23 protein-coding genes are annotated in these 22,036 nt (G+C 43.1%); 4 read left to right on the top strand and 19 right to left on the bottom strand.

Translation table 11 applies throughout. The features are described from left to right. Window positions 1–140 precede the first annotated feature (140 nt). The 9 genes from ytxJ to M1D84_RS05395 form a co-directional block, all read right to left on the bottom strand. Window positions 141–464, bottom strand: a complete 324-nt coding sequence (gene ytxJ / locus M1D84_RS05435; protein WP_024426177.1) for a bacillithiol system redox-active protein YtxJ — start codon at window positions 462–464, stop codon at window positions 141–143. A 34-nt stretch (window positions 465–498) separates the two neighbouring features. After that, window positions 499–969 (bottom strand): YtxH domain-containing protein, encoded by a 471-nt coding sequence (locus tag M1D84_RS05430; RefSeq protein WP_185853773.1) that lies wholly within the window; start codon window positions 967–969, stop codon window positions 499–501. A 26-nt stretch (window positions 970–995) separates the two neighbouring features. Continuing rightward, window positions 996–1,415 (bottom strand): DUF948 domain-containing protein, encoded by a 420-nt coding sequence (locus tag M1D84_RS05425; protein ID WP_024424855.1) that lies wholly within the window; start codon window positions 1,413–1,415, stop codon window positions 996–998. Between the two features lie 222 nt (window positions 1,416–1,637). Further along, window positions 1,638–2,936 (bottom strand): UDP-N-acetylmuramate--L-alanine ligase, encoded by a 1,299-nt coding sequence (murC, locus tag M1D84_RS05420; protein WP_332285461.1) that lies wholly within the window; start codon window positions 2,934–2,936, stop codon window positions 1,638–1,640. 303 nt (window positions 2,937–3,239) lie between these two features. Beyond that, on the bottom strand, window positions 3,240–5,972 hold the full coding sequence (locus M1D84_RS05415; RefSeq protein WP_332285462.1) for a DNA translocase FtsK: 2,733 nt from the start codon (window positions 5,970–5,972) through the stop codon (window positions 3,240–3,242). Between the two features lie 196 nt (window positions 5,973–6,168). After that, a complete protein-coding gene (gene ytpR / locus M1D84_RS05410) occupies window positions 6,169–6,774 on the bottom strand; it encodes a YtpR family tRNA-binding protein (protein ID WP_185853774.1) in 606 nt (201 codons plus the stop codon). Between the two features lie 16 nt (window positions 6,775–6,790). Continuing rightward, window positions 6,791–7,603 (bottom strand): DUF1444 domain-containing protein, encoded by an 813-nt coding sequence (locus tag M1D84_RS05405; protein ID WP_185853775.1) that lies wholly within the window; start codon window positions 7,601–7,603, stop codon window positions 6,791–6,793. A gap of 20 nt (window positions 7,604–7,623) precedes the next feature. Continuing rightward, window positions 7,624–7,944 (bottom strand): thioredoxin family protein, encoded by a 321-nt coding sequence (locus M1D84_RS05400; RefSeq protein WP_024424860.1) that lies wholly within the window; start codon window positions 7,942–7,944, stop codon window positions 7,624–7,626. Next, complete coding sequence (locus tag M1D84_RS05395; RefSeq protein WP_044332407.1) at window positions 7,931–8,959, bottom strand: PTS transporter subunit IIC; 1,029 nt, start codon at window positions 8,957–8,959, stop codon at window positions 7,931–7,933. Before M1D84_RS05395 ends, M1D84_RS05400 begins: the two co-directional genes overlap by 14 nt. Before the next feature lie 200 nt (window positions 8,960–9,159). Between M1D84_RS05395 and M1D84_RS05390 the strand changes: the two genes are divergently transcribed. Next, entirely contained in the window at window positions 9,160–9,606 is a 447-nt protein-coding gene (locus tag M1D84_RS05390) for a YtoQ family protein (protein WP_024426182.1), read from the top strand. Window positions 9,607–9,856: 250 nt separating this feature from the next. Here the strand turns inward: M1D84_RS05390 and M1D84_RS05385 are convergent, their stop codons facing one another. Continuing rightward, window positions 9,857–10,930 carry a M42 family metallopeptidase gene (locus tag M1D84_RS05385; protein WP_024426183.1) on the bottom strand — a complete coding sequence of 358 codons (1,074 nt, stop codon included), beginning with the start codon at window positions 10,928–10,930 and terminating at the stop codon, window positions 9,857–9,859. A 199-nt stretch (window positions 10,931–11,129) separates the two neighbouring features. On the opposite strand from M1D84_RS05385, the gene M1D84_RS05380 reads away from it, so the two are divergent. Next, complete coding sequence (locus tag M1D84_RS05380) at window positions 11,130–11,444, top strand: PepSY domain-containing protein (RefSeq protein ID WP_003217759.1); 315 nt, start codon at window positions 11,130–11,132, stop codon at window positions 11,442–11,444. Between the two features lie 41 nt (window positions 11,445–11,485). Here the strand turns inward: M1D84_RS05380 and M1D84_RS05375 are convergent, their stop codons facing one another. The 3 genes from M1D84_RS05375 to trmB form a co-directional block, all read right to left on the bottom strand. Continuing rightward, window positions 11,486–13,129, bottom strand: coding sequence for an NAD-dependent malic enzyme (locus M1D84_RS05375; RefSeq protein ID WP_044332427.1), 1,644 nt, complete (start codon window positions 13,127–13,129; stop codon window positions 11,486–11,488). A gap of 128 nt (window positions 13,130–13,257) precedes the next feature. After that, window positions 13,258–14,106, bottom strand: a complete 849-nt coding sequence (locus M1D84_RS05370) for a YtnP family quorum-quenching lactonase (RefSeq protein ID WP_375851022.1) — start codon at window positions 14,104–14,106, stop codon at window positions 13,258–13,260. Window positions 14,107–14,221: 115 nt separating this feature from the next. After that, window positions 14,222–14,863 (bottom strand): tRNA (guanosine(46)-N7)-methyltransferase TrmB, encoded by a 642-nt coding sequence (gene trmB, locus M1D84_RS05365; RefSeq protein ID WP_024424866.1) that lies wholly within the window; start codon window positions 14,861–14,863, stop codon window positions 14,222–14,224. 188 nt (window positions 14,864–15,051) lie between these two features. On the opposite strand from trmB, the gene M1D84_RS05360 reads away from it, so the two are divergent. Next, the gene (locus tag M1D84_RS05360; RefSeq protein WP_024424867.1) at window positions 15,052–15,327 is read left to right on the top strand and encodes a YtzH-like family protein; all 276 of its coding nucleotides are present in this window, start codon (window positions 15,052–15,054) and stop codon (window positions 15,325–15,327) included. Here the strand turns inward: M1D84_RS05360 and M1D84_RS05355 are convergent. From M1D84_RS05355 to thpR, 4 genes are all read right to left on the bottom strand, one after another. Then, complete coding sequence (locus tag M1D84_RS05355) at window positions 15,324–16,124, bottom strand: phosphotransferase family protein (RefSeq protein WP_024424868.1); 801 nt, start codon at window positions 16,122–16,124, stop codon at window positions 15,324–15,326. The genes M1D84_RS05360 and M1D84_RS05355 overlap by 4 nt on opposite strands. A 284-nt stretch (window positions 16,125–16,408) precedes the next feature. Further along, window positions 16,409–17,338, bottom strand: coding sequence for a YegS/Rv2252/BmrU family lipid kinase (locus tag M1D84_RS05350; protein ID WP_375851025.1), 930 nt, complete (start codon window positions 17,336–17,338; stop codon window positions 16,409–16,411). 48 nt (window positions 17,339–17,386) lie between these two features. After that, the gene (locus M1D84_RS05345; RefSeq protein ID WP_024424870.1) at window positions 17,387–18,322 is read right to left on the bottom strand and encodes a hypothetical protein; all 936 of its coding nucleotides are present in this window, start codon (window positions 18,320–18,322) and stop codon (window positions 17,387–17,389) included. A 25-nt stretch (window positions 18,323–18,347) separates the two neighbouring features. Continuing rightward, entirely contained in the window at window positions 18,348–18,899 is a 552-nt protein-coding gene (thpR, locus tag M1D84_RS05340) for an RNA 2',3'-cyclic phosphodiesterase (protein ID WP_270127398.1), read from the bottom strand. Between the two features lie 94 nt (window positions 18,900–18,993). Between thpR and cysK the strand changes: the two genes are divergently transcribed. Then, a complete protein-coding gene (cysK, locus tag M1D84_RS05335) occupies window positions 18,994–19,923 on the top strand; it encodes a cysteine synthase A (RefSeq protein ID WP_415475616.1) in 930 nt (309 codons plus the stop codon). 48 nt (window positions 19,924–19,971) lie between these two features. Here the strand turns inward: cysK and M1D84_RS05330 are convergent, their stop codons facing one another. After that, window positions 19,972–20,598, bottom strand: a complete 627-nt coding sequence (locus M1D84_RS05330; protein WP_332285468.1) for a Type 1 glutamine amidotransferase-like domain-containing protein — start codon at window positions 20,596–20,598, stop codon at window positions 19,972–19,974. Between the two features lie 29 nt (window positions 20,599–20,627). Further along, complete coding sequence (gene pepV / locus M1D84_RS05325; RefSeq protein WP_332285470.1) at window positions 20,628–22,028, bottom strand: dipeptidase PepV; 1,401 nt, start codon at window positions 22,026–22,028, stop codon at window positions 20,628–20,630. Window positions 22,029–22,036: the final 8 nt, after the last annotated feature.

Here is a 22,036-nt window from a genome sequence, read left to right as displayed (position 1 = left end):
GGAATTGTCACGAAAATTTTCTTTATTACCCAAACGCTTTTAAGCGGTAAAGTATCGTATGTAAGATTATAGCATACTTTTTGTTCAAGTAAACCTTTTTTATAAAAAAAAACGTCAGCCGCTGCTGACGTTTCTTTCTTTTACAGATTATGTTCAAGCGCTTCTTTTGTAATGCTTGAGTGAGAAGCATGCCATTTTACTTTTCCACCGCTAAAGATGAGTGCCTGTGGACTTTCATGCTTTACTCCAGACTTTTCCGTCACATAGGATGAAAGCTCTCTCGTGTTTTGAATTTGTAAGAAATACGCAGGTACATCTTCATGTGCAGACGCAAATGCTTCAAACTCTTGAAAAGCCGCTTGGCTGATCGGACATGTCAAACTGTGCTTAAAAAAGACAAAGGTCCCATCTTGATTCGTTAGTTGATCAAACTGTTCTTCTGTTTCAATGAGTTGTTTTGACATGATGTTCTCCTTCTTCACTTCTTAGCAGTGAGCGTTAGCCTTTAGTAGATTGTTCTACTTTTTCTTTGACATCTTTGATGCCGTCTTCAATTTCTGACTTTGCTTCTTGTGCTCGTACTTTTGCTTCATCTGCTGCATCAGATGCTTCGCTTGCCAAATCCGCTGCCGCATCTTCTGCTTCACTTTTCACTTTATTAGCTTTTCCAGCTGCTCGCTCTTTTATGTCTTTCACTTTGTCTAAAATCTGGTTTGACTGCTCTGCTACAAGCTGAGACAATTCAGACGTTTTATCTTTCGCAATCGTCACATATTCAGTGCCTCTTTCTTTTGCATCTGTTGTGAGCCGGTCTGTTTTTTCTTTTAACGCATTCGCTTGGGTGTTCAAATCATCGCGAAGCTCTTTCCCTGACTTCGGTGCTAAAAATAATGCTGTTGTTGCACCAACAATTCCACCAATAAGTGTTCCGATCAAAAAGTCTTTGCTATTGATTCCGTCTTTGCTCATGATTATTCCTCCTATGCGAATATGGTTTATTTTTGGTGTTTACGCTGTTTCCATTTTTTATAAATTTCAAGTGCTGCGTTACTCCAGCTAACCACATCCGTCACTTTTTCTTGATTTCTTTCAACGGATGAAGAAACCGCACCAGCTGCCTGCTTTATGCTTGTATTAAATTGGTTGATCGAGCCGCCAATTCCCTGCACCGCATCCACAACTGTGTTAAGTTTTGCCGATTTGTCTTGAATATCTTCAGCAAGCTGATTCGTCTTATGTAGCAACTGTGCTGTCTCTGTGGTGATGCCTTGCATCTGACCTTCAAGACCTTCTAAAGTTGATGCAACATTCTTTAATGTCAGCTGTAAGGATTTTAATGTTTTGGACAAATAGATGACAAGAATGAGGAAAGCAATTGCGATCAGTGCAACGCTTAGATATAGAATAATAATCATCTGATACCTCCTTTGCTGCGGGCATATTCAATTCATTACCCTCTCGTTGTATCATTCAAACATCGCCTAGAATGACCGATTGAATAATAATTCTACACTTATTCGCTAATTCCTGTCCACAGCGAACGAAAAAAAGCGCCGCATGTTGACACATTTAGCCCTTTTGTCACATTTTATTCAAAATAAAAAAAGTGCCGTGTGAAACGGCACTTTTTTAAGCATTTATACAGCAACTTTTTCATAAGCACGCAAATATTTCTGAATGTCTCCTGCTCCCATAAAGATCAGAATCGCATCTTCGTGCGTTTTCAGCACAGATGTATCTTCTTCCTCAATTAATTGGGCCTGCGGGATTTTTTCTCGTAAATCTTCAATGCTCAGCTTCCCAATGTTTTCACGGGCTGAACCGAAAATATCACAAAGGTAGACATAGTCGGCTTTCTTTAGACTGTCAGCAAATTCACTTAAGAATTGTTGTGTACGTGTGAACGTATGCGGCTGGAAGACAGCTACAATATCACGGTCCGGATATTTTTGGCGAGCTGCTTCAATCGTGACTTCAATTTCAGTTGGATGATGTGCATAATCGTCAATTAAGACCTGCTCACCGACCACTTTTTCATTAAAGCGTCGTTTCACACCGCCAAATGTCATTAATGCGCCTTTGATAAGCTCTACATCAATGGACTCATAGTGACATAATGCAATGACAGCTAACGAGTTGAGGACATTATGATTTCCGTAGGCAGGAATGTAGAAGGTATCATAAAACGTATTGCGTACAAATACATCAAATGTAGTGCCTTCCGTATTTTTCACAACATTGCGAGCTTGGAAATCATTTTCTTCGTTGAAACCGTAGTACACAACAGGTACCTTCGCTTGAATTTTTGGCAAGTGCTCATCATCACCACAGGCAATAATGGCTTTTTTCACTTGAAGCGCCATGTTTTGAAATGCATCAAACACGTCATCAATATCCGAGAAATAATCAGGGTGATCAAAATCAATATTGGTCATGATCGCATAGTCTGGATGATAGCTGAGGAAGTGTCTGCGGTATTCGCATGCTTCAAATACAAAATACTCGCTGTTTTCTTTCCCCATTCCAGATCCATCACCGATTAAGTACGAAGTAGGTTTGGCTGCCTGCATGACGTGAGCAAGCAGTCCTGTTGTCGATGTTTTTCCATGAGCACCAGTAATCGCAACGTTTGTGAATGAATCCATGTATTCTCCAAGGAATTTATGGTAGCGAATGACAGGAATCCCTTCAGAAAGGGCACGTTCAATCTCAGGGTGTGTATCAGGGAATGCATTTCCTGCGATGACCGTCATCCCTGGCTGAATATTGTCTGGGTCAAATGGTAGAATTTTAATATTTCGTTCTTCTAATGCTTTTTGTGTAAAGATATGTTTTTCGATATCCGATCCTTGGACAGTATACCCAGTATCATGAAGAATTTGGGCCAGTGGACTCATACCTGTCCCTTTTATTCCAACAAAATGATAAACAGTCATAATTGTACCTCCAACAAACGTCTATCTGACTTACAGTATATGACGCTCATTTCAATTTGCAACTTGTGATTTTTGCCTCTAGCTGATCACAGATCGCAGCTCCAAATAAAGATTTTTTTCCGATCTTCCTATTCTAATCAATATTAACTATGATTAGTATCCGACAACTTTCCCATTTCTAACACCTGTTTCCGCTTATTTTACATTAAAAAGCGTTCTGGCAGACATGCGAAAAGTGTCCAATTACAAAATTGCACCTATGTGCTATCATACCATGTTTACGAAAAAAATGAAGTGGTTTGTTTAGATCAACTGTTCTAAGTCACTCAGTGTCATGAGTACTTCTCTTGGCTTACTGCCTTTCGCACCAGATATCATGCCCTCGCGTTCCATCATGTCAATCAACCTGGCTGCACGATTGTAGCCAATTCTAAATCTTCGCTGCAAACTTGATGTACTAGCGCTATTCTGCTCGATGGCAAAACGGCAGGCATCCATAAACAATTCATCTTCGTCTGTAATCGCAGAGCCTTGCAGCATTAGTTCCTCCTGTTCAAAAAGGAACACGGGCTTACGCTGCTTTCTCACATGTGCTACCACTTGATCAATCTCGCGGTCTGATACAAAGTTCCCTTGAAGCCTTGTCGGCTTGCCAGAGCCATTTTCTAAGAAGAGCATGTCTCCTTTTCCGAGAAGCTTTTCTGCACCTGCCATGTCAATGATCGTTCTTGAATCCACCTGACTTGAAACAGAAAACGCAATTCTTGTTGGGATATTGGCTTTAATGAGACCTGTAATGACATCAACAGAAGGTCTTTGTGTCGCAATCAATAAGTGAATGCCGCATGCTCTTGCTTTCTGTGCAATTCGGCAGATGCTTTCTTCGACTTCATTTGGTGCGACCATCATTAAATCAGCCAGCTCATCGATCACCACGACGAGATAAGGCAGTTTTTCACCCATTTGTTTTTCTTTCACAAGCTCATTGAATCGTTTAATTTCTCTCACGCCAGAGTGTGCAAATAGTTCATAGCGTCTTTCCATTTCATCCACTACCCATTTCAGAGCAGCTGTTGCTGTCTTGGCATCGGTAATGACGGGACTCACAAGATGCGGAATGTGATTATACGGCGCTAATTCAACCATTTTAGGGTCAATTAAGAGCATTTTCACTTCATCTGGTGATGCTTTAAACATTAAGCTCACTAAAATCGTATTAATGCAGACGCTTTTTCCTGAACCAGTGGCTCCGGCAATTAAGCCATGGGGCATTTTTTGCAGATCAACCACGACAGGCTGGCCTGAAATATCTAATCCGAGTGCCGCTGTTAAAGGAGATGGATTGTCTCTAAACGCACTGCTTCTGATCATTTCTCTTAAGAACACCATTTTACTGTGCAGGTTTGGCACTTCGATCCCGATTGTGTTCTTTCCTGGAATCGGGGCTTCAATTCGAATATCCTTTGCGGACAAACTAAGTTTAATATCATCTGACAGGTTCGTGATTTTGTTCACTTTGACACCTGGTTCTGGATGTACTTCAAACCTTGTTACAGAAGGTCCCTGTGTGACATGAACCACACTTGCTCTTACGTTGAAATTTTTAAGTGTCGCATTGAGCAGCTCAGCCCGCTCTTTCACCCATGTCCCGTCCTCTTCTTTTTGAGCTGGCGGTACGTCTAAAAGGGCGAGACTTGGAAAAACATATCCTTGTGTATCGGCTGCTTTCTTTTGCCCTTGCACGCGCTGGTCGCTTTTTAACATCATGACATTAAAAGGAACCGTGGAGGTTTGACCGCTTGTGCGTTGTGGCTGCGGAGATGTCTGTTTTGGTTCTTCTTTCTTGACTTCCTGCGTTTGTTCTTGCTGCTCTGTCAGTTCTATGACCGTTTCTGCCGGTTCAGATGCAGTTTGTTCCTCTCTTACTTGCTCTACTGGCACCGCTTGATCTTCTTCAATTTCAGCTTCTTGAACCAGCTGATCTTCCGGCAGGTCATGTTTGACTGGCTCAGCTTCTTCAAATGCTGCCGCTGGCGCTTCTTCTTGTTTGTCTTCTATTGGATCAGCTTCTACTTCTTCCACCGGTTCTGCTGAAATGTTTTCTGTTAACGCCGCTTCTTCTGCTGGAATGTCTACTTCCATTTCAATCGCTGGCTGCGAAGGTTCCGGTGTTTCGAAGGTCAACATCTCTATTTCCTCAGTATGCTCTTCAAACTGATTGACAGGCTCGTCTTTTATTTCTTCGTCATTGCTTGAGGCAGCCTGTTCTGGCTCAGACTCTACCGGCTGCTCCTGATAGACTTCGGCTTGCTGCTTATGTAAATCAGCTTCATGATGATCTTCTGGCTCGTTTTCTTCTGGCTCGATGAAAGACTCGTCAGTTAAACGTTCCATCGTCGATTGAACATGATCTTGATAAGCGAGTTCCTCTTGTAATGTATGCGGGGTTACTGCTGGCTCCTTATCTGCTCTCTCTTCTGCTGACGCTGAAACCATTTCCTCGATACGTTTTTCTTTCTGTATTGACGGGATGTTCATTTGCTGTCTGACATTCCGTTCACGCTCTGCCTCTTCTGATAACAGTGTGACACGCTGCGCCGTTTCTTCTGCTGCTTTCCTTTGAACTGAAGCTGTTTCTTCTTTTGCATCTGCCCGTTTTGGACGCATATCCTGATGATAGCCATAGATCGGTGATGGAATTTGCTCTGGTTTGAATGGCTTTTTATTCATATCAGGCTGAAGCGTTTGTTTAGGCTGATAGGTTGTCTGTCTGGTCTTTGACTGGCTTGGTTTGGCGCGTCTTCTCTCCGGCTTCATTCCATCGCGCTGAGGTTCATCTGGAACGAGCGGAAAGCGAAAGTTCCCTTTTGGATATTCATAATACACTTTCGTATCTTCGATTTTTTTATATTCTTTATGCGGTTCAAAAGCTGGCTGCTTTGGTGCAGCTAGATCTTCTTCAGGTCTTGCAGCTTTTTCTTCTTTCTTTTCTTCTCCTAAAAATACACTAAAAAATTTATCTAACCAACTCATCATTTATCACTCACTTTAACTCCCCTTACGTTTTCTTGGGCGATTTTTAGTATACCATTGCTTTTTCATGCAGAAAAGCGAGAAAAGTGCCGCTTTTTGCTGTTCATGCTGTCTGTAGATGAAAAAAAGTCACTAAGTACGTACTTAGTGACTTTTGGTATAACACATTCTTCGCTCCTATGTGTCCGTTTATGGGAGGTTACGCTTTAAAGGGTTCGCCAGCTTGATGGCTTCCATCTAAAACAAGAATCCCTTTTTCAGCAGGTGCGTCTGGAAGATCTAACTCTTTCGCTGAACAGATCATGCCGCTTGATGGAACGCCTCTAAGCTCAGCATCTTTGATGACCATACCGCTTGGCATCACTGCACCGACCTTCGCCACCACGACATATTGGCCTTGGTCAACGTTTGGTGCACCGCACACGATTTGTAAGGTTTCATCGCCCACATCAACTTGGCAAATGTTTAATTTATCTGCGTTCGGATGCTTTTCTTTTTCCTTCACATAGCCGACAACAAATTTTGGTGATAGATCCACAGTCAACGTTTCACTGACACCGTTGCGGTTTAAAATTTCATTGATATCTTGAACAATGGTTTCAGAAAGCGGGACAGATCCGTTTTCTTCAATTTTCATGTATGTGGATGCATTGAAGATATTAAAGCCTGTTGTTTCTTTTGTTTCTTGATTGAAGATTCGTACAACATCTCCAAACGTCTCATGACCTACTTCTTTTCTCGTCACATCTTTCAATGAAATAAGGAGTGTGTCGCCTACACCTTCTGCATTATAAAAAACGTTCATTCTTCAAAATTCCCTTCTACTGCTGTTTTGGTCTGCTTTTTGCAAGTATAAAGATCGGTTCAAGCTTCCCCTCATCATATAAAAATGATAATGCGGTAATCGGAACCGTACCGCTGGCGAAGAAGCTCATCGACATCTGTCCTAAAATATCATAGCCTGAATCATTGCGAACATCAGCAATGATGAATACATCTTGATGGGGAACAGAAATCGCCATTTGTCCTTCTATTTTTTGCGCGTATTCTTGTAATAACGATTCATTTAAAAGTCTGCTGGCGTCATATCCGTCATTTGCACGGAAGAAATAAAACCGGTTGCCTGCCACTTCATCCATTTTCACTACAGTTTCTAGCGAACGGACGTTGAAGCTGGCGGTTTCTCTAATTCGCTCTTTTGTCCAGTTTTCCTTTTGAAGCATCTTTTCATCAATTAATCGGTAGGTGCTTCCAAGATCAAGTGCATAGTAGATTCTCGTTTCTGCTGTATGCTCATCAAACACGAGGGGAATTCCATCACTTGATGCCTCAGGAAAGGAAGTGGAACGAATGACTGGATAGATCTGCTTTTCTTTTCCAGAAATGTGCTGCGCTTCGCCTTTCATCGCACTCAGCGCTTCTTTCACATAATAAACGATCTCATCGATGGTTTCATCAGGCTTTACTTCCCACTTTGCAATAATTGGCGGGAGCTCTAGTGTGATGCCTTTGCCTGTTTGTTTATCTTCAATACGAAGCGTATCTTTTTCCCGGTCAAACTGGTGTGACCAGCTGGCGTTCGTCAGACGGCTTTTGAGTTCATTCGCAAGCTGTCTTGATGTCATTTTTGCCATCGTTTTAGACTCTCCTTTCGTTATTTAGAAAGAGAATCTGTTAAAAATGCTTCAATCTCTTCCTTTGTCTTACGATCTTTGCTGACAAAGCGGTTAATCTCTTGTCCGTTTTTAAAGACTAAAAAGCTTGGAATGCCGTAAATTTCCCACTCTGCACAAGTGTCAATGAACTTGTCTCTATCAACATAGAAGTACTCAAATTCTGGGTAGTTTGCTTCAAGCTCTGGCAAGAATGGCTCAATAAATGTGCAGTCCGGGCACCAGTCAGCTGAAAATAGCAATACTGTTAAGTCTTCTTGAATCACTTTTTGTAATTCTTCGTTTGATTCAATTTTTTTCATGTTTCATTCCTCCAGTTTGTATGGTTAAATCTCCGTATTGTATGTAGCCTTTCTTTCTCATCCATTCTGATACTACCAAACTAATCACTGCCGGGCCAACGATATGCAAGAGAGCTATCGCCAGAAACACAGATGGATGAAACCCCATGACGGTCAGGGTCATGAGCTGTCCAACAAGGCCGCTCGTTCCCATTCCCGCTCCTGCCGCATTATTGACCATCCCAAAGCCAATAATACCAATTGGCGCGAGAATCAGACCAGCAATCGTCGGCGGAATCAGGATGAGGGGATTTTTCACAATGTTCGAAAGCTGCAATTTTGACGTTCCAATGCCGACAGCCGCAAGACCGCCAAAGCGATTTTCTCTAAAGCCTGCAGCAGCAAAGCCAACCATTTGAGCACAGCAGCCAATCGTTGCAGCACCAGCAGCGGTTCCGCTTAAGTCAAGCATAAGCGCAAGTGCAGCACTTGAGATCGGAGAACTGAGGGCAAGTCCAACAATGGTCGCTACCAGCATGCCCATGATCAGCGGGCTTTGGTCTGTCCCCCACATAATGAGCCTGCCGAGCCCTGTCATCATGGCTTCAATCCCAGGTCCGATGAAAGCAGCGGTGAAAAAGCCAGTGATAATGGTGACAAGCGGCGTTAAAATAATATCAATTCTTGTCTCACCACTGACCAGCTTGCCGAGTTCCACACCAATTAATGCTGCGGCAAAGCTTCCAGCAGGACCCCCAAGCTCTGCTCCAGCAGCACCTGAGACAACACTTGCAAAAATGATTAATGGAGAAGCATTTAAGCGATAAGCAACTGCTACGCCAATTGCCGGTCCCATCAGTCCCATAGCAAGCGTACCCATTTTCACAATGAGAGAAAGTGATAACAGACCGCCTGCTGTTTTTAAAATCAGACCTACCACTAATGTAGCAAATAGACCTAAAGCCATATAAGAAAGTGCATCAATGAAATACACCTTTAGTGAAAGGGATATCCCCTTTCTTTTCAAATAAGTCATCAACGTCGTCTTCCTGCTTTCTCATAGGAAAGACGAAGAGGCCTGTCCTTCCCATTATATGTAGTATTCTTACGATGAAAAATAGTCTCTACCATGAATATCATAATCATATTTTTTTTGCTTTATCAAGCACTTCTTGTGTAACATGAAAAGAAACAGGACAAACCTTTACTAAGTTTGTACAAAAGGAGGAGATCGTTATGCAATTAACTGTCTATTTAGCTGGAGAAATTCATAGCCAGTGGCGTGATGAAATCAAGGAGAAAAGCCAATCTTTGAAGCTGCCAGTGACATTTGTCGGTCCAATGGAGAATCATGACCGCTCAGATAACATCGGTGAGGATATTTTAGGTGAGCAGCCGAATGCCATTTTCAAAGATGATGCAGCTTCTGATTTGAACAATTTTCGTACTGAAATTTTATTAAACAAAGCAGATGTCGTCATTGCACGCTTTGGTGAGAAATATAAACAGTGGAACACAGCCATGGATGCATCTGCTGCGATTGCAAAAGGGAAACCTCTTATTTTAATCCGTCCAAAAGAGCTGCACCATCCGTTAAAAGAACTCTCAAACAAAGCAAATATTACTGTGGAAACCGTAAACCAAGCGATCAAGGCGTTATCTTATGTGTTTGAACAGCAATAATAAAGAAGGCTGCTCTCATTGAAGAGGCAGCCTTTCAGATAGTTGACAAAGGGCTAAAATGATGTTTATTTTAGCCCTTTGTCTTCTTTTCAGCGTGATAGAAAACCTTTGCAGTCTAGGAAGGACGAGTACCGGAGCGGAGCGAATTGTACATTCGTGAGCACCGGCACGCAGGACTGACAAAGAATGCGAGGGTTTGTCTACACGCTGAAGCTGCTCTCATTGAAGAAGCAGCCTTTTTCTATTCTATTTATACTTGTTGGTAAATAGTATCCACTGTACTTTGATCACAATTTTTGACAAGGCGGACAATTAACTCTTTAGCCGCTGCGTAATCATCCACATGCAAAACAGAATGACTTGTATGAATGTAGCGTGCGCAAACCCCAATGACGGCAGAAGGCACACCTTGGTTTGAAATATGAACACGTCCAGCGTCCGTACCACCCGGTGATACGAAATATTGATATGGAATGTTGTTTGTCTCAGCAGTATCAAGCACAAAGTCTCTCATTCCGCGGTGCGTAATCATTGTCCGATCAAAAATACGCAGAAGTGCACCTTTTCCAAGCTGGCCGAACTGTGTTTTGTCACCTGTCACATCGTTTGCAGGACTCGCATCTAAAGCGAAGAAAAGATCTGGCTGAATCATATTCGCAGCTACCTCAGCCCCTCTAAGCCCAACTTCCTCTTGAACAGTTGCTCCTGAGTACAGCTGACATGAAAGTGTTTCGTCTTTTAATTCTTTTAATAATTCAATTGCAAGGCCGCAGCCATAGCGGTTATCCCAAGCCTTCGCTAAAATCTTTTTTGGATTCGCCATTGGGGTAAAAACCGTTGCAGGAACGATTTGCTGTCCTGGACGAACGCCAAGCTCTTTTGCCTCTTCTTCACTATCTGCACCAATATCAATGAGCATATCTGACGGCTTCACAGGCTTGCTTTTTTGTTCTGGCGTCAGAAGGTGAGGAGGTGTACTAGAGACGACACCAGGAATCGGCCCGTGATCGGTATGGACGTCCACACGCTGCGCCAGCATGACTTGACTCCACCAGCCGCCAAGTGTTTGAAAACGAATCATCCCGTTTTTCGTAATCGATGAGACCATGAATCCGACTTCATCCATATGACCCGCTACCATAATTTTCGGTGCGTTTTCCTGCCCCTTGCGTACGCCAAACACTCCGCCAAGACGGTCTTGAATGAGTTCATCAGAATATTTCTCAAGTTCCTTTTTCATAAAAGCACGCACATGGTGCTCATTTCCTGGAGTTCCCTGTAATTCTGTTAAATTTCGGAAAAGCGACAATGTTTCTTCGTTCATTCTACAGTTTACCTCGTTTCTATGTAATGACCATATATATTCCTATAAAAATAACACTCACTTTATACTATAAGAATTCTTTCGGTTTTCCAAGTATCTCTCCAGAAATTTTGAATATGCTTTCAAGTATTCGGATTCCTTAACATCAATGGACAAGTTTTGTATAATGGAAAAAACAGCAATACGGAGGTGCAGCACGTTGAAGTTAAAACATGTTCTAATTGGTGCGAGTATTGGCGTAGCCGCTGCAATTGTTGCAAAGAAAGTATTTTTCCCTACGTATATCTCATCTGAAAAAGCATTAAAAATTGTGAAATCTGCTTTTAAACAGCGCGGCCCTATTGATGGCTCTTGGATTTATACTGTACCAGAACCGTATACCGTAAATGGTGAAACGATTGATGTGTACAAATCTGGCATCACCCGCTCTGCCTTTGGCGAGCTTGAACAGTATGAAGTGATGATTGATGCCAAAACTGGCATGATCGTGGATGTCATTGATTCTGTTGCTTGATCAAGAAAGCTTCGCAAAGACGTGTCCTTGCGAAGCTTTTTTTATATGGCTTTGATTTTTTTGTACACAGGATGCCACATAGCGTCCTGCACAGCCTGAATAAGATCATCAGGCGTTTCTTCTGCTATTCCTTCATCAATTGCTGCCTGCGCCACACGGACGGCCACTGTCGCTGAAACGGTTCGAAGCTGATCAACACTTGGCAGCATCGCTGCACCCGGCTTCCCAACATTGACCATGCTTGCAATGGCTTCAGCACTCGCAACAAACATACTGTCTGTCATCAACCTGGCTTTTGACACAATTGTGCCTAGACCAAGTCCTGGGAAGACAAGGGCATTATTCGCTTGTCCAATTTCATATGTGACACCGCCATACTCGACAGGATCAAATGGACTTCCCGTTGTCACAAGGGCACGTCCTTCAGTCCACTCGATCAGATCTTGCGGCTTTGCTTCTGAAAGAGGGGTCGGATTCGACATCGGTAAAATCGCTGGGCGCTCCACGTGTGACGCCATTTCTTTTACAATTTCCTCTGTAAAAGCGCCTCCGACAGTCGAGGTGCCAATTAAGATTGTTGGTTTCGCCTGCTTGACGACCTCTAATAGATCAATCGAATGCTTTGGACCATTACGGGCATAATCCTTTACTTCGTCAGAACGTCTTGCATACGGCTTTTGAAATGGCTGAATGTCAGGTGAATCATCTGTGAGCAGCCCCGTTTTATCAATACACCAGAAATGATCGTAGGACTCCTCTTCTTTGACTCCGTCTCTGACGATCGCATCACGGATTTGCTCGGCTATGCCAATACCTGCCGTACCCGCTCCAAAAATAACAATACGGTGATCTTTCAGCGGAACTTTCGAAGCTTTTGCACATGCTAGCACTGCAGCAAGTGAAACGGCGCCAGTCCCTTGAATGTCATCGTTAAATGTACAAATACGATCCTTATATTTTTCCAATATCGCACGGGCATTCTTTGTCCCAAAGTCTTCCCAGTGAAGGAGGGCGTTTGGGAAAGTAGCGCGGGCAAGCTCGACATATTGATCAATGAACTGATCATAGCGCTCTCCTCGAACGCGGGAGTGCTGATTTCCAACATAAAGCGGATCATTCAAGAGACTTTCCTGGTTCGTTCCGGCATCAAGCACTACTGCCAGCACGCGGCTGGGATCAATGCCTGCTGCAGCTGTATAAACAGCAAGTTTCCCAACTGAAATGGCAATCCCGCCAACGCCCCAGTCTCCAATACCTAAAATGCCTTCTGCATCAGTTGCAACGATTAAGTCGATTGATTCATCGACACCATAAGAGGCAAAAATCTCTTCCATGCCTTCCAGATCATCAATCGATAAATAGAGCCCTCTTGGCTTTCGATACTCATGGCTATAACGCTGAATTGCCGTTCCTACAGTCGGCGTGTAGACAATTGGAAGCATTTCCGCCAAGTGCTCATTAAGTAATTTGTAAAAAAGCACTTCATTTCTATCATGAAGTGATGTTAAATACACATTTTTCCCTAGATCATCCGGCTGTGCCTTGAACTGCTCATATGCACGCTTTGCCTGATCCTCTAAGGTTAAGACCTTAGGCGGAAGAAATCCCTTTAACCCGAGCTCCTCCCGCTCTTCCTTTGTAAATGCAACCCCTTTGTTTAAATAAGGGACTGACATGACTTCCATCCCTCTTAATGGTGTTTCGATCACATCACCATGTACACGATAAAATTGGTTCACCTGCACTCTTCCTTTCACAAGTTCATTTTGTCGTTATTTTGTGTGAAAGGCGAAAAAAACATACAGATGATCTTTTATCTTCCTGTTTCTCTTTTGATTTCGTGTGTGATCTGCCCGTCTTCGTCCCATTTTACAGCACGATAAATGGCATCATGATAAAACAAGTACCACGCATTTTTTTCTTCTGCAAATGCCTGCCACTTTTGCTTGGCTGGAATCGAGGTCATTGGGTAATCATCATATGCCAAAACCCAAAGTGGATTTTTATGAGCATGTGTTGGCATGATATCAGCTAAATGAATCGCTGTTTCACCCTCACTTGTGAGCGCTAAAATGCTATGACCATTGCTGTGGCCGCCTGTATGATGCAGCTCGATGCCTTCTGTCACTTCGATGCTTTCTTCAAATGTGACCACTTGGTCTGCCACAGCCTCCCAGTTTTCTTTCCAATATGTATTTCTTGAGCGAATGTTCGGCGCTCTCATTTCATCCCATTCGATTTTCGATGTGATGATTGTTGCCTGCTGAAAAACAGACACGAGCTTATCGCCTTCACGTTTTGTTAATCCGCTGGCATGATCGAAGTGCAGATGTGTCATTAATACGTAATCAATATCTGATGGGCGCAGGCCAATCGCCGCTAGAGATTCTTCCAATTTGGTTTCCTCTGTCACGCCGTAATTGCGTTTTTGTTTATCTGTCAGCTTCCCTGATCCGATGCCGGAATCCACTAACAGATGAAGACCCTTCCACCGAATAAGAATTGGATCACATCGTAATTCAATTTGATTGCGGTCATTTACCGGGTATTTTTTTGACCATAATGGCTTTGGCACGACACCGAACATCGCACCGCCGTCCATGTGCGTATCTCCCCCGTTTAACCAAAACAGTTCCATTTCACCTATTTTCATTGTCTCCATTGCTGTCATCCCTCCTTTTTCTATCGTAGCAAATACAGCCAAAAATCGCATGCACCAATCTTTTCATAAAAAAGCTGGCTGCCATTTTTCTTTGCAGCCAGCTTGATGTCACTTGTTATTCTGGGAATTTGACTTCTGATCGATAGATCGGTTGTCCCATAGACGAGAATTTCTCTTCATATTCAGTCATCACGTTTCCTTCTAAGCCGTCCTCATGTAAATCTAGGCTGACATACGTTAAAAGAAGACCATATGCAGAAAAACTTTTTAAGGAATATTCAAATAACCCGCGGTTATCTGTTTTGAAATGTAATTCACCGCCTGGACGAAGAATATGTTCATATCGCTCTAAAAAGGTTTTAAACGTCAATCTGCGCTTTTCGTGTCTTGCTTTTGGCCACGGATCAGAGAAATTCAAATATACCCGGTCAATCTCATTTTCCGCAAACACATCTGTCAGCGTCTCAGCATTGATATTCAAAAGCTTTACATTTTCAACATCTGTCTCTTTGATTTTATCTACTGCTGTCACAATAACACTTTTAAATAATTCAATGCCAATATAGTTGATATCAGGATGAAGCTTGCCCATTCCAGCAATAAAGCTCCCTTTTCCTGTCCCAACTTCAATATGGATTGGATGATCATTTCCAAACAGCTCATGCCATTTCCCTTTATATTGCTCGGGACTTGCTAAAGCAATATGAGCATTCTCAGCTAAGTAATCATCAGCCCATGGTTTATGTCGCATTCTCAATTTGATACACCTCTATTTTCTTTACATTTTATCAAGATACCATGAAACATAAAGACCCGCAAGACAGCATCTTCTATGTCCATATAAAAAGACCAGCCCTTCGCTTGAGCTGGTCTGCCGCATGTATAAATTGGGCGCTGAATGCACAGTTTAACCTCATAAATGACACGCAGGAAAGGAGCATTTGTATGGGTTTAAACCGTCAACATCAGCTTCAATTAATCAAAGATATTTTAACCGATCACCAGCTGGATTGCTGCGGGACTGTTGCAGAATATGAACAGGTGGGACGCGTGATTCAATTAATGCTGGCAAAAGAAGATCTGGATGCTGACATTCGTCAGCTGTTAACAGATATTTATGATTACAGCCAAAAGGGCACCTCTGTCAGTTCAATTGATGCACATATTGAGGAGCATCAATCACATCTGTCTGAGTGGGTCGAGAACATTCCACTGTCTTAATGGATGTTTAACCGTTTTAAGAGTGCATTTAGCTCCGCTTGCACCTCTTTTTGCGCCTTTTCATTCCCTTTTCGTTTATGCCAAACGACAAACGATACGGTTTCAGCGAGCACGTACCACGCCATGCGCTTTCGCAAATTGTCCGTCAGCGGGGCGCCGTACATAGAGAGCCAGCTTTCCCAGTTCTCTTCCTCAACATAATGGTATAAAAGCGGTCCAAGATCAATCGCTGGGTCTGCAATCATCGCCCCATCCCAATCGATCAAATAGAGCTGGTTTTCATCTGTCAGCAGCCAATTATTATGATTGAGATCGCAATGACAGACGACCTTGTCCTCAAAATGGACAGCCTCCACATGCTTCTCTAAATACTGGATGGCACGCGAAATGTCTTGTGAATCAATTTGCTCGTTTAATATGGACTGTTTCAGATGCATCAGAATGGATTCTGGGTCTAGAGAGTGCTTCTCTAATCGTTTCAGCATATCGAGCAATTCTTTTGATGTATGAATTTTTCTTAGCTGCTCTGCTACAGGACGATCATTCATGTCCTTTGGCTTCAGCTCTCTGCCGCTCAGCCAGTGCTGTGCAGTAATCACATCTCCATTTTCCATCCGTTTTGTCCAGACAAGCTTCGGCACAATGCCTTCAGCTGACAAAACCGCAAGAAACGGTGACGTATTGCGTTTTAAAAATAGCTTTTGGTCATTGTGTGTTGCGAAGTACGCATCTCCCGTAGCGCCTCCAGCCGGAGAGATGTGCCATTCGCTACCTAATATTTGTCCCAACCAGTTCATATCAATTTTCAACCCATCATTTCTTAAAATATTTTAAATCTTGCTTTTTTAGTCGACAAAATTCAGCCGATTGAGGATCAATTGGCTGTTTCTTTTTTTATTTATATGATCATAAAAACAAAAAGGACAGCTATTGAGAATGAGATGCTAAACAATAGCCGTCCTATAGATTTTATCGTTACCTTCTTATACTCGTCAAGCAAAACTAAAAAATCAGGACAAGAACCTTATGAAAAAGAAGGCTTTTTTCACGGTTCTTTGCCTGCGGATATACCGCAAGTTATTTAAGCACGTAATTTTAAGGATCGTTCACTTGCCTTTACAAAGACAGGCGTTGCGCCGATCACTTCTCCATCTGCGTGAAATAAGATTTTTTCATCTGCTTCTAAAAACGCTTCCTCATGCTGAAAAAGGGTAACCCCCTTCATCCCAAGGTGCTTCCGAAACACCATTGCACTTAGAAACAAGAGGACTTTGAATGGATTCAAATCTTTGACAACCATCGTTTGAAAACCTGGCTGCCTTGCACTCACTTCCGGCGCTGCTTCCAGCCCTCCCCCATAATACGGGTGATTACATACGATCACAAACCACACTTGGCGAAAGACTTTCTTCTCATTTTCAATAAATAGCGCAAGATCAAACGGCTTAAACGACCATAAAGAATGGAGAAATGACAGAGGATAGATGATAAAGCCAAGCCCCAGCCGTTTCAGCCACTTCTTCCCTCTAAAATGCACCGTTTTCCTCAGTACATGTGCGTCAAACCCCACACCGATATGATTGAGAAAGAGAACAGATTGCGGACTTTCGGCATGATCTTGAAAGGAGCCGAGAGAAAATGTTTTGGTGAGCATTCTCTTTTGCTTTCTCACTTCTTTTTGGACATCATGACGATGGATACCGAGACCCTTCGCAGCATCATTCCAATGACCAGCAGGGACAAAACTAAGCTGCACATGATCGACTTCCTTTAAGCCATTCAGTACTTCATGAATGGTGCCGTCACCGCCGATAACAATCAAGCGCTTCAGCCTGTCATCCTGCATGGCACTGATTTGTCTTGCCAAAACTTCGGCATGGCCTTCATGCTGGGTGAGAAATGATCGATAAGAGACCTCCACCTTTTGTAATTCTTTCTCTATGCTCCTCCATGTGCGGAGTCCTTTTCCATGTCCTGCTTCTGGATTAACGATAAAGTACCATTCATTCATATATTAGCTCCACTCAGGTCTCATTTTTCGTGACCTTCCATCATGCCTTTAATCGAGCCATTCCTGTCTTCTTTTGCTGTCTGATTCACCATAAGCAAGCAATGCCTTTGTCGCCTTAAATTGCTGATGCTTTGTCGGCGCCGTATTTTTCCGCTGCTTTTCAAACCACTCTTCTGCCTTCTTCTTATCGATAACCTCCATCCCATATGGAACTTCAGGTAAATCAATATAAGAGGTTCGGCTGATGAGGATTTTTTTCACAGGAAGGTCTACACCACTCTGCTGTAAGATCTTTGACACGACGGTGCCAGAGCGCAAAAGGCTTGCACAAGGATTCAAGACGGACTGAACAGCTTTCCCAGTCGCCCGTTTTTCCCAAAAACGTTCCTTCGTTCCAATATAGACGCTGTCTGGCTCGGCCTCTAAGAAGGATAAACAGATCACTTCGAGCGGCGTGATGAGTATCGGACATAATTCCATCTCAGCTTTTTGAATGAGCAGCACCGGCTTGTACATCACAAAATAAGAATCCGGAAGCTGCCTTGCAAGCATCCGCAGCTTTTCATCATACCGAATATGATGGGAAACGGTTGAAATATGTGAAATCGTCGAACTCGCCCATTTTAATTGCACTTCAAAGAGATGATCCTTAAAAAAGTGAATCAGCTTCGTTTCATCGGTAGGAACGTTTCTGAAAACCCCTTGCTCTATATCTGTCGGCTCGTTAAAAAGACTCAGGTCCCGTTCCTTTTTCATATCGGCTTCTTTTTGCTTTCTCTTTAAGGAGAATTTCTTTCTCTTTTCTTCCTCTTGTTCTGGCGCTTGTTGAGGAATTTGATCAAACGGTTGCTGCGCCTCCTCTTTTGAAGCCTTTTTTAACTCGTCCCATCTTTGTTTTTTCAACCGATTGAATTGATTGATATAGTGATGCGGGTCTTGTTCATATCGTGATATATAATCTTGAATTTTGATAATTTGCGCCATCTGCTGCTCACTCCAACTTCTAGAATCATTTATGTAGTGTAAATTGTTTGATTGCGTGATAACGAGGGGTTTCCTTCGGACGTATTTCAAATAAAGTGATACGAGAAACCTCCATCACATATGGCTCTTTGCGTAAAGGTGCTTGCTTTTCATAAGGGTCATCCGCATTCCATTTGCGCGCAATCGTCATATGCGGATGAAACGGTCTCTTTTCAACAGGGTGTCCGGCTGACAAGACGGCTTCCTTTACCTTTTCTCTTAAATGCATGAGCGGCTCACTTTCATGAGGCTTTGCAAAAAAGACTCTTGGGCGTTCTTTCGCACCAAACTGCCCTACCTCATTCAGCTCTAGTGGAAATGCAGACGCTTCATTTGAAAGGATGTCAAGCAGGTGGATGATCTTTTTTAAACGCTCTTCTGGAATGGCGCCTAAAAAGATAAGGGTCACATGATAATCATGTGGTGCTGTCCATTTTTGAAAGAACAGTCCGCTCCTTTGATCAATGTCTTGTTTGATTTGATGCGCAAGTTGTTCAGGGATGTGAATCCCTATAAAATAATGACGGTTTTCTGACACAATATCACCTGTCCTTTTTTAACAAACTTTACGAATCCCCATTGATGATAGTATAACTAAAGAAATGCGGAATGAGAAGAAAGGGTGTCATCTGATGAAAGTTGCACAAAATATAGCGGAGCTGATTGGCGATACACCGCTTGTTAAATTACAGCGGCTTCAGCCAGAAAATGCGGCGGCTGTTTACTTAAAGCTGGAATCATTTAATCCCAGCGGAAGTGTAAAAGACCGCGCGGCTTACAATATGCTCACCGAAGCAGAAAAACAAGGGAAACTCACAAAAGGAGCAACCATTATTGAGCCTACGAGCGGGAATACAGGGATTGGTTTAGCCATGAATGCTGCCGCAAGAGGCTACAAAGCCATCCTTGTCATGCCTGATACGATGACAAAGGAAAGAATCAATATTTTGAAGGCATACGGGGCGCAGGTCGTCTTAACCCCAGGAGAAGAAAAAATGCCAGGCTGCATCCGAAAGGCTGAGGAACTGGCTGCTCAAATTCCTCATAGCTTTATTCCTATGCAATTTGACAACAGGGCGAACCCAGATGCACATAGAGGAACAACAGCAGTCGAAATCATGGAAGCTGTGAAACAACTTGGACAGCCTCTTGGAGCCTTTGTCGCAACAGCTGGGACTGGAGGTACTATTACTGGAACTGGAGAGGAATTAAAGAAGGCCTTTCCTCATTTGACCATCCGTGTGGCAGAGCCGAAGGGATCTCCTGTCTTATCTGGCGGGAAACCCGGGAAACATAAGCTCGTTGGCACAAGCCCAGGATTTATCCCCCATATTTTAAACGAGCACGTCTATGATGACATCGTGCAAGTAAGTGACGAAGACGCTTATCACATCACACGGCAGCTCGCTAAGCTTGAAGGAATTTTAGTAGGCCCATCCTCTGGGGCGGCTTGCTATGCAGCCATTGAAACAGCCAAGCAATTGCCGGCAGATCAAATCGTGATCTGTATGACAGCAGATACGGGCGAACGTTACTTATCAAGTGATGTTTTTCAAGATTAAAAAAGGAACAGGGCGATGAATCCCTGTTCCTTTTTCTTCGTTTCATGGTTAAGGTGCTTTGACAAATTGCACCTCAGCCTGCTCCCCTGTGACGAGTAAAGCCTGTTCATCAGTAAGCGGGCATAAATCAAGCGTCTGCTGATACTTCTCCATAATTAGCTGCGCAGCCTCGCCTAAATAGGTATTGTGCATATGCGGTACTGGATAGCGGCTTATTTCATTGAAACCTTGAAATGATGAAAGCTCCTGTGCCTTCTTTTGATCATCCATCAGAGAGATATATTCAATGCTTGGCGCCATAATGATACTCCCCGCAGATTCTCCGATGTACAGCTTGCCGTTATTGACTTCTTCTTTCAACACGTTATCGAGACGATGCTTTCTTAATTCCTGCAATAAATAAAAAGTGTTGCCTCCTGAAACGTAGATCACATCATTTTGTTTGATCATCTGCGCGATCTCTTCAGCGGACTGTTCATCTATCTGCACAGTCTCAATTTGCATCCCTAATTGCTGAAAGGCTTCCTTCGCTGCCTCCACATAGTGCGTGACTTCTTCTACAGCACTTGCCGTTGGAATGAAAGTCACGCGCTTCCCTTTTAAAGATTCACCCGCAAAGTCAGATAAGAGAGAATAGCTGTCTTTGAATGAAGAGCATAAGAACATTTTTTTCACTGTGAATCCCCTCTTCTCTTTTCCAATTTCTATTTTGCTAATTCATACATGGCTTGTGCATAAAGAGCTGTTGCTCTCAGTAAGTCATCAATTTCAATATATTCATCCTTTTGATGGGCGCAGTCTGGTCTGCCAGGAAATAAAGGTCCGAAGGCAACGCCTGCTTCTAAAGATCTCGCATACGTTCCTCCCCCAATGGCAATAAGGGTTGCAGGATCTCCCGTTTGTTCCTCATATACCCGCTGCAAGGTTTTCACAAGCGGATGATCTTTTGAGACGTGATGCGGAGGACTGTCTTCGAATTTTAGAAGAGCCGCCCCTTTGATGCTTTCAATTCCTTTTTTGACGTCCTTGCCGTCTGCTGTCACTGGATAGCGGACATTTAACCCTAGCTTTGCTTCCTCATTCTGTTTATAGCGGATTATCCCAACATTCAACGTCAAATCTCCACTAATCTCATCTTTGCAAGCAATTCCCAGCTTTTGCCCTCTTGTATCCTGATCAAATAAAGCGTTGATTTGGGAGGTAAAGGCAAGTCCCTGCTCATCTAATTCGTGTCCGCATAAGAAATTCGCCATATGAATGCCCGCATTTGTCCCATGCGCCGGCTCCATAGCATGAACAGATACCCCTTTTAATGTAAAATGCAGTCCATCCGCTGCGCTTTTTACTTCACCAGATAATTGATGATCAGCAAGATAGGCTTCGAAAGCTGTCTTTATTAATTCAGCATCGTGTTCCTGTGCACAAGTCACAGTAGCAGCTGCCTCATCTGGCACCATATTGAGCCTCATACCCGATGTAAATTGCTTTAGCGTATAGCGCTGATGATTCGCTGTTTGTTGATATGTAAATGACAGGGTGACATCAATAATCCCTTTTTCCGCATGAATAATCGGAAAATCGGCGTCTGGTGCAAATCCGATTTGCGGCATCGCCTCATGCTTGAAATAATGGTCCACACAGCGCCAATCGCTTTCTTCATCTGTTCCAATGATCATTCGAATTTTTTTCGACAGTTGCAGACCAGTATCTTTTAAGATCTTCAGCGCATAAAATGCCGCCATGGTTGGGCCTTTGTCATCAATAGCTCCGCGTGCAAAGATTTTATTTTCTCTGATGTCAGCTGAAAATGGCGGGGTTGTCCAGCCGTCGCCAGCAGGAACGACGTCCACGTGACACAGCACACCTACAATGTCTTCGCCTTCCCCGTATTCAATATGACCTGCATAGCCGTCGACATTCTTGACTGTGAAGCCTTCGTCTTCCCCTTTTTTCAGCATATACTGCAGGGCATCATCGACTTTTTCACCAAATGGCTTTCCTTCTTTGCCGCCTTCTTCATCAAGGACACTTTCAATTTGTAAAAAAGATTGTGTGTCCTGAATTAAGTCGTCTTTTTTTCGTATTACTTCAGCTTCCCAATTCATTTTTCCAT

Source organism: Bacillus sp. PK5-006 (genome assembly GCF_054161415.1).
Note: the sequence above shows the minus strand (reverse complement) of the source record. Positions and strands in the feature narration are given on the sequence as shown.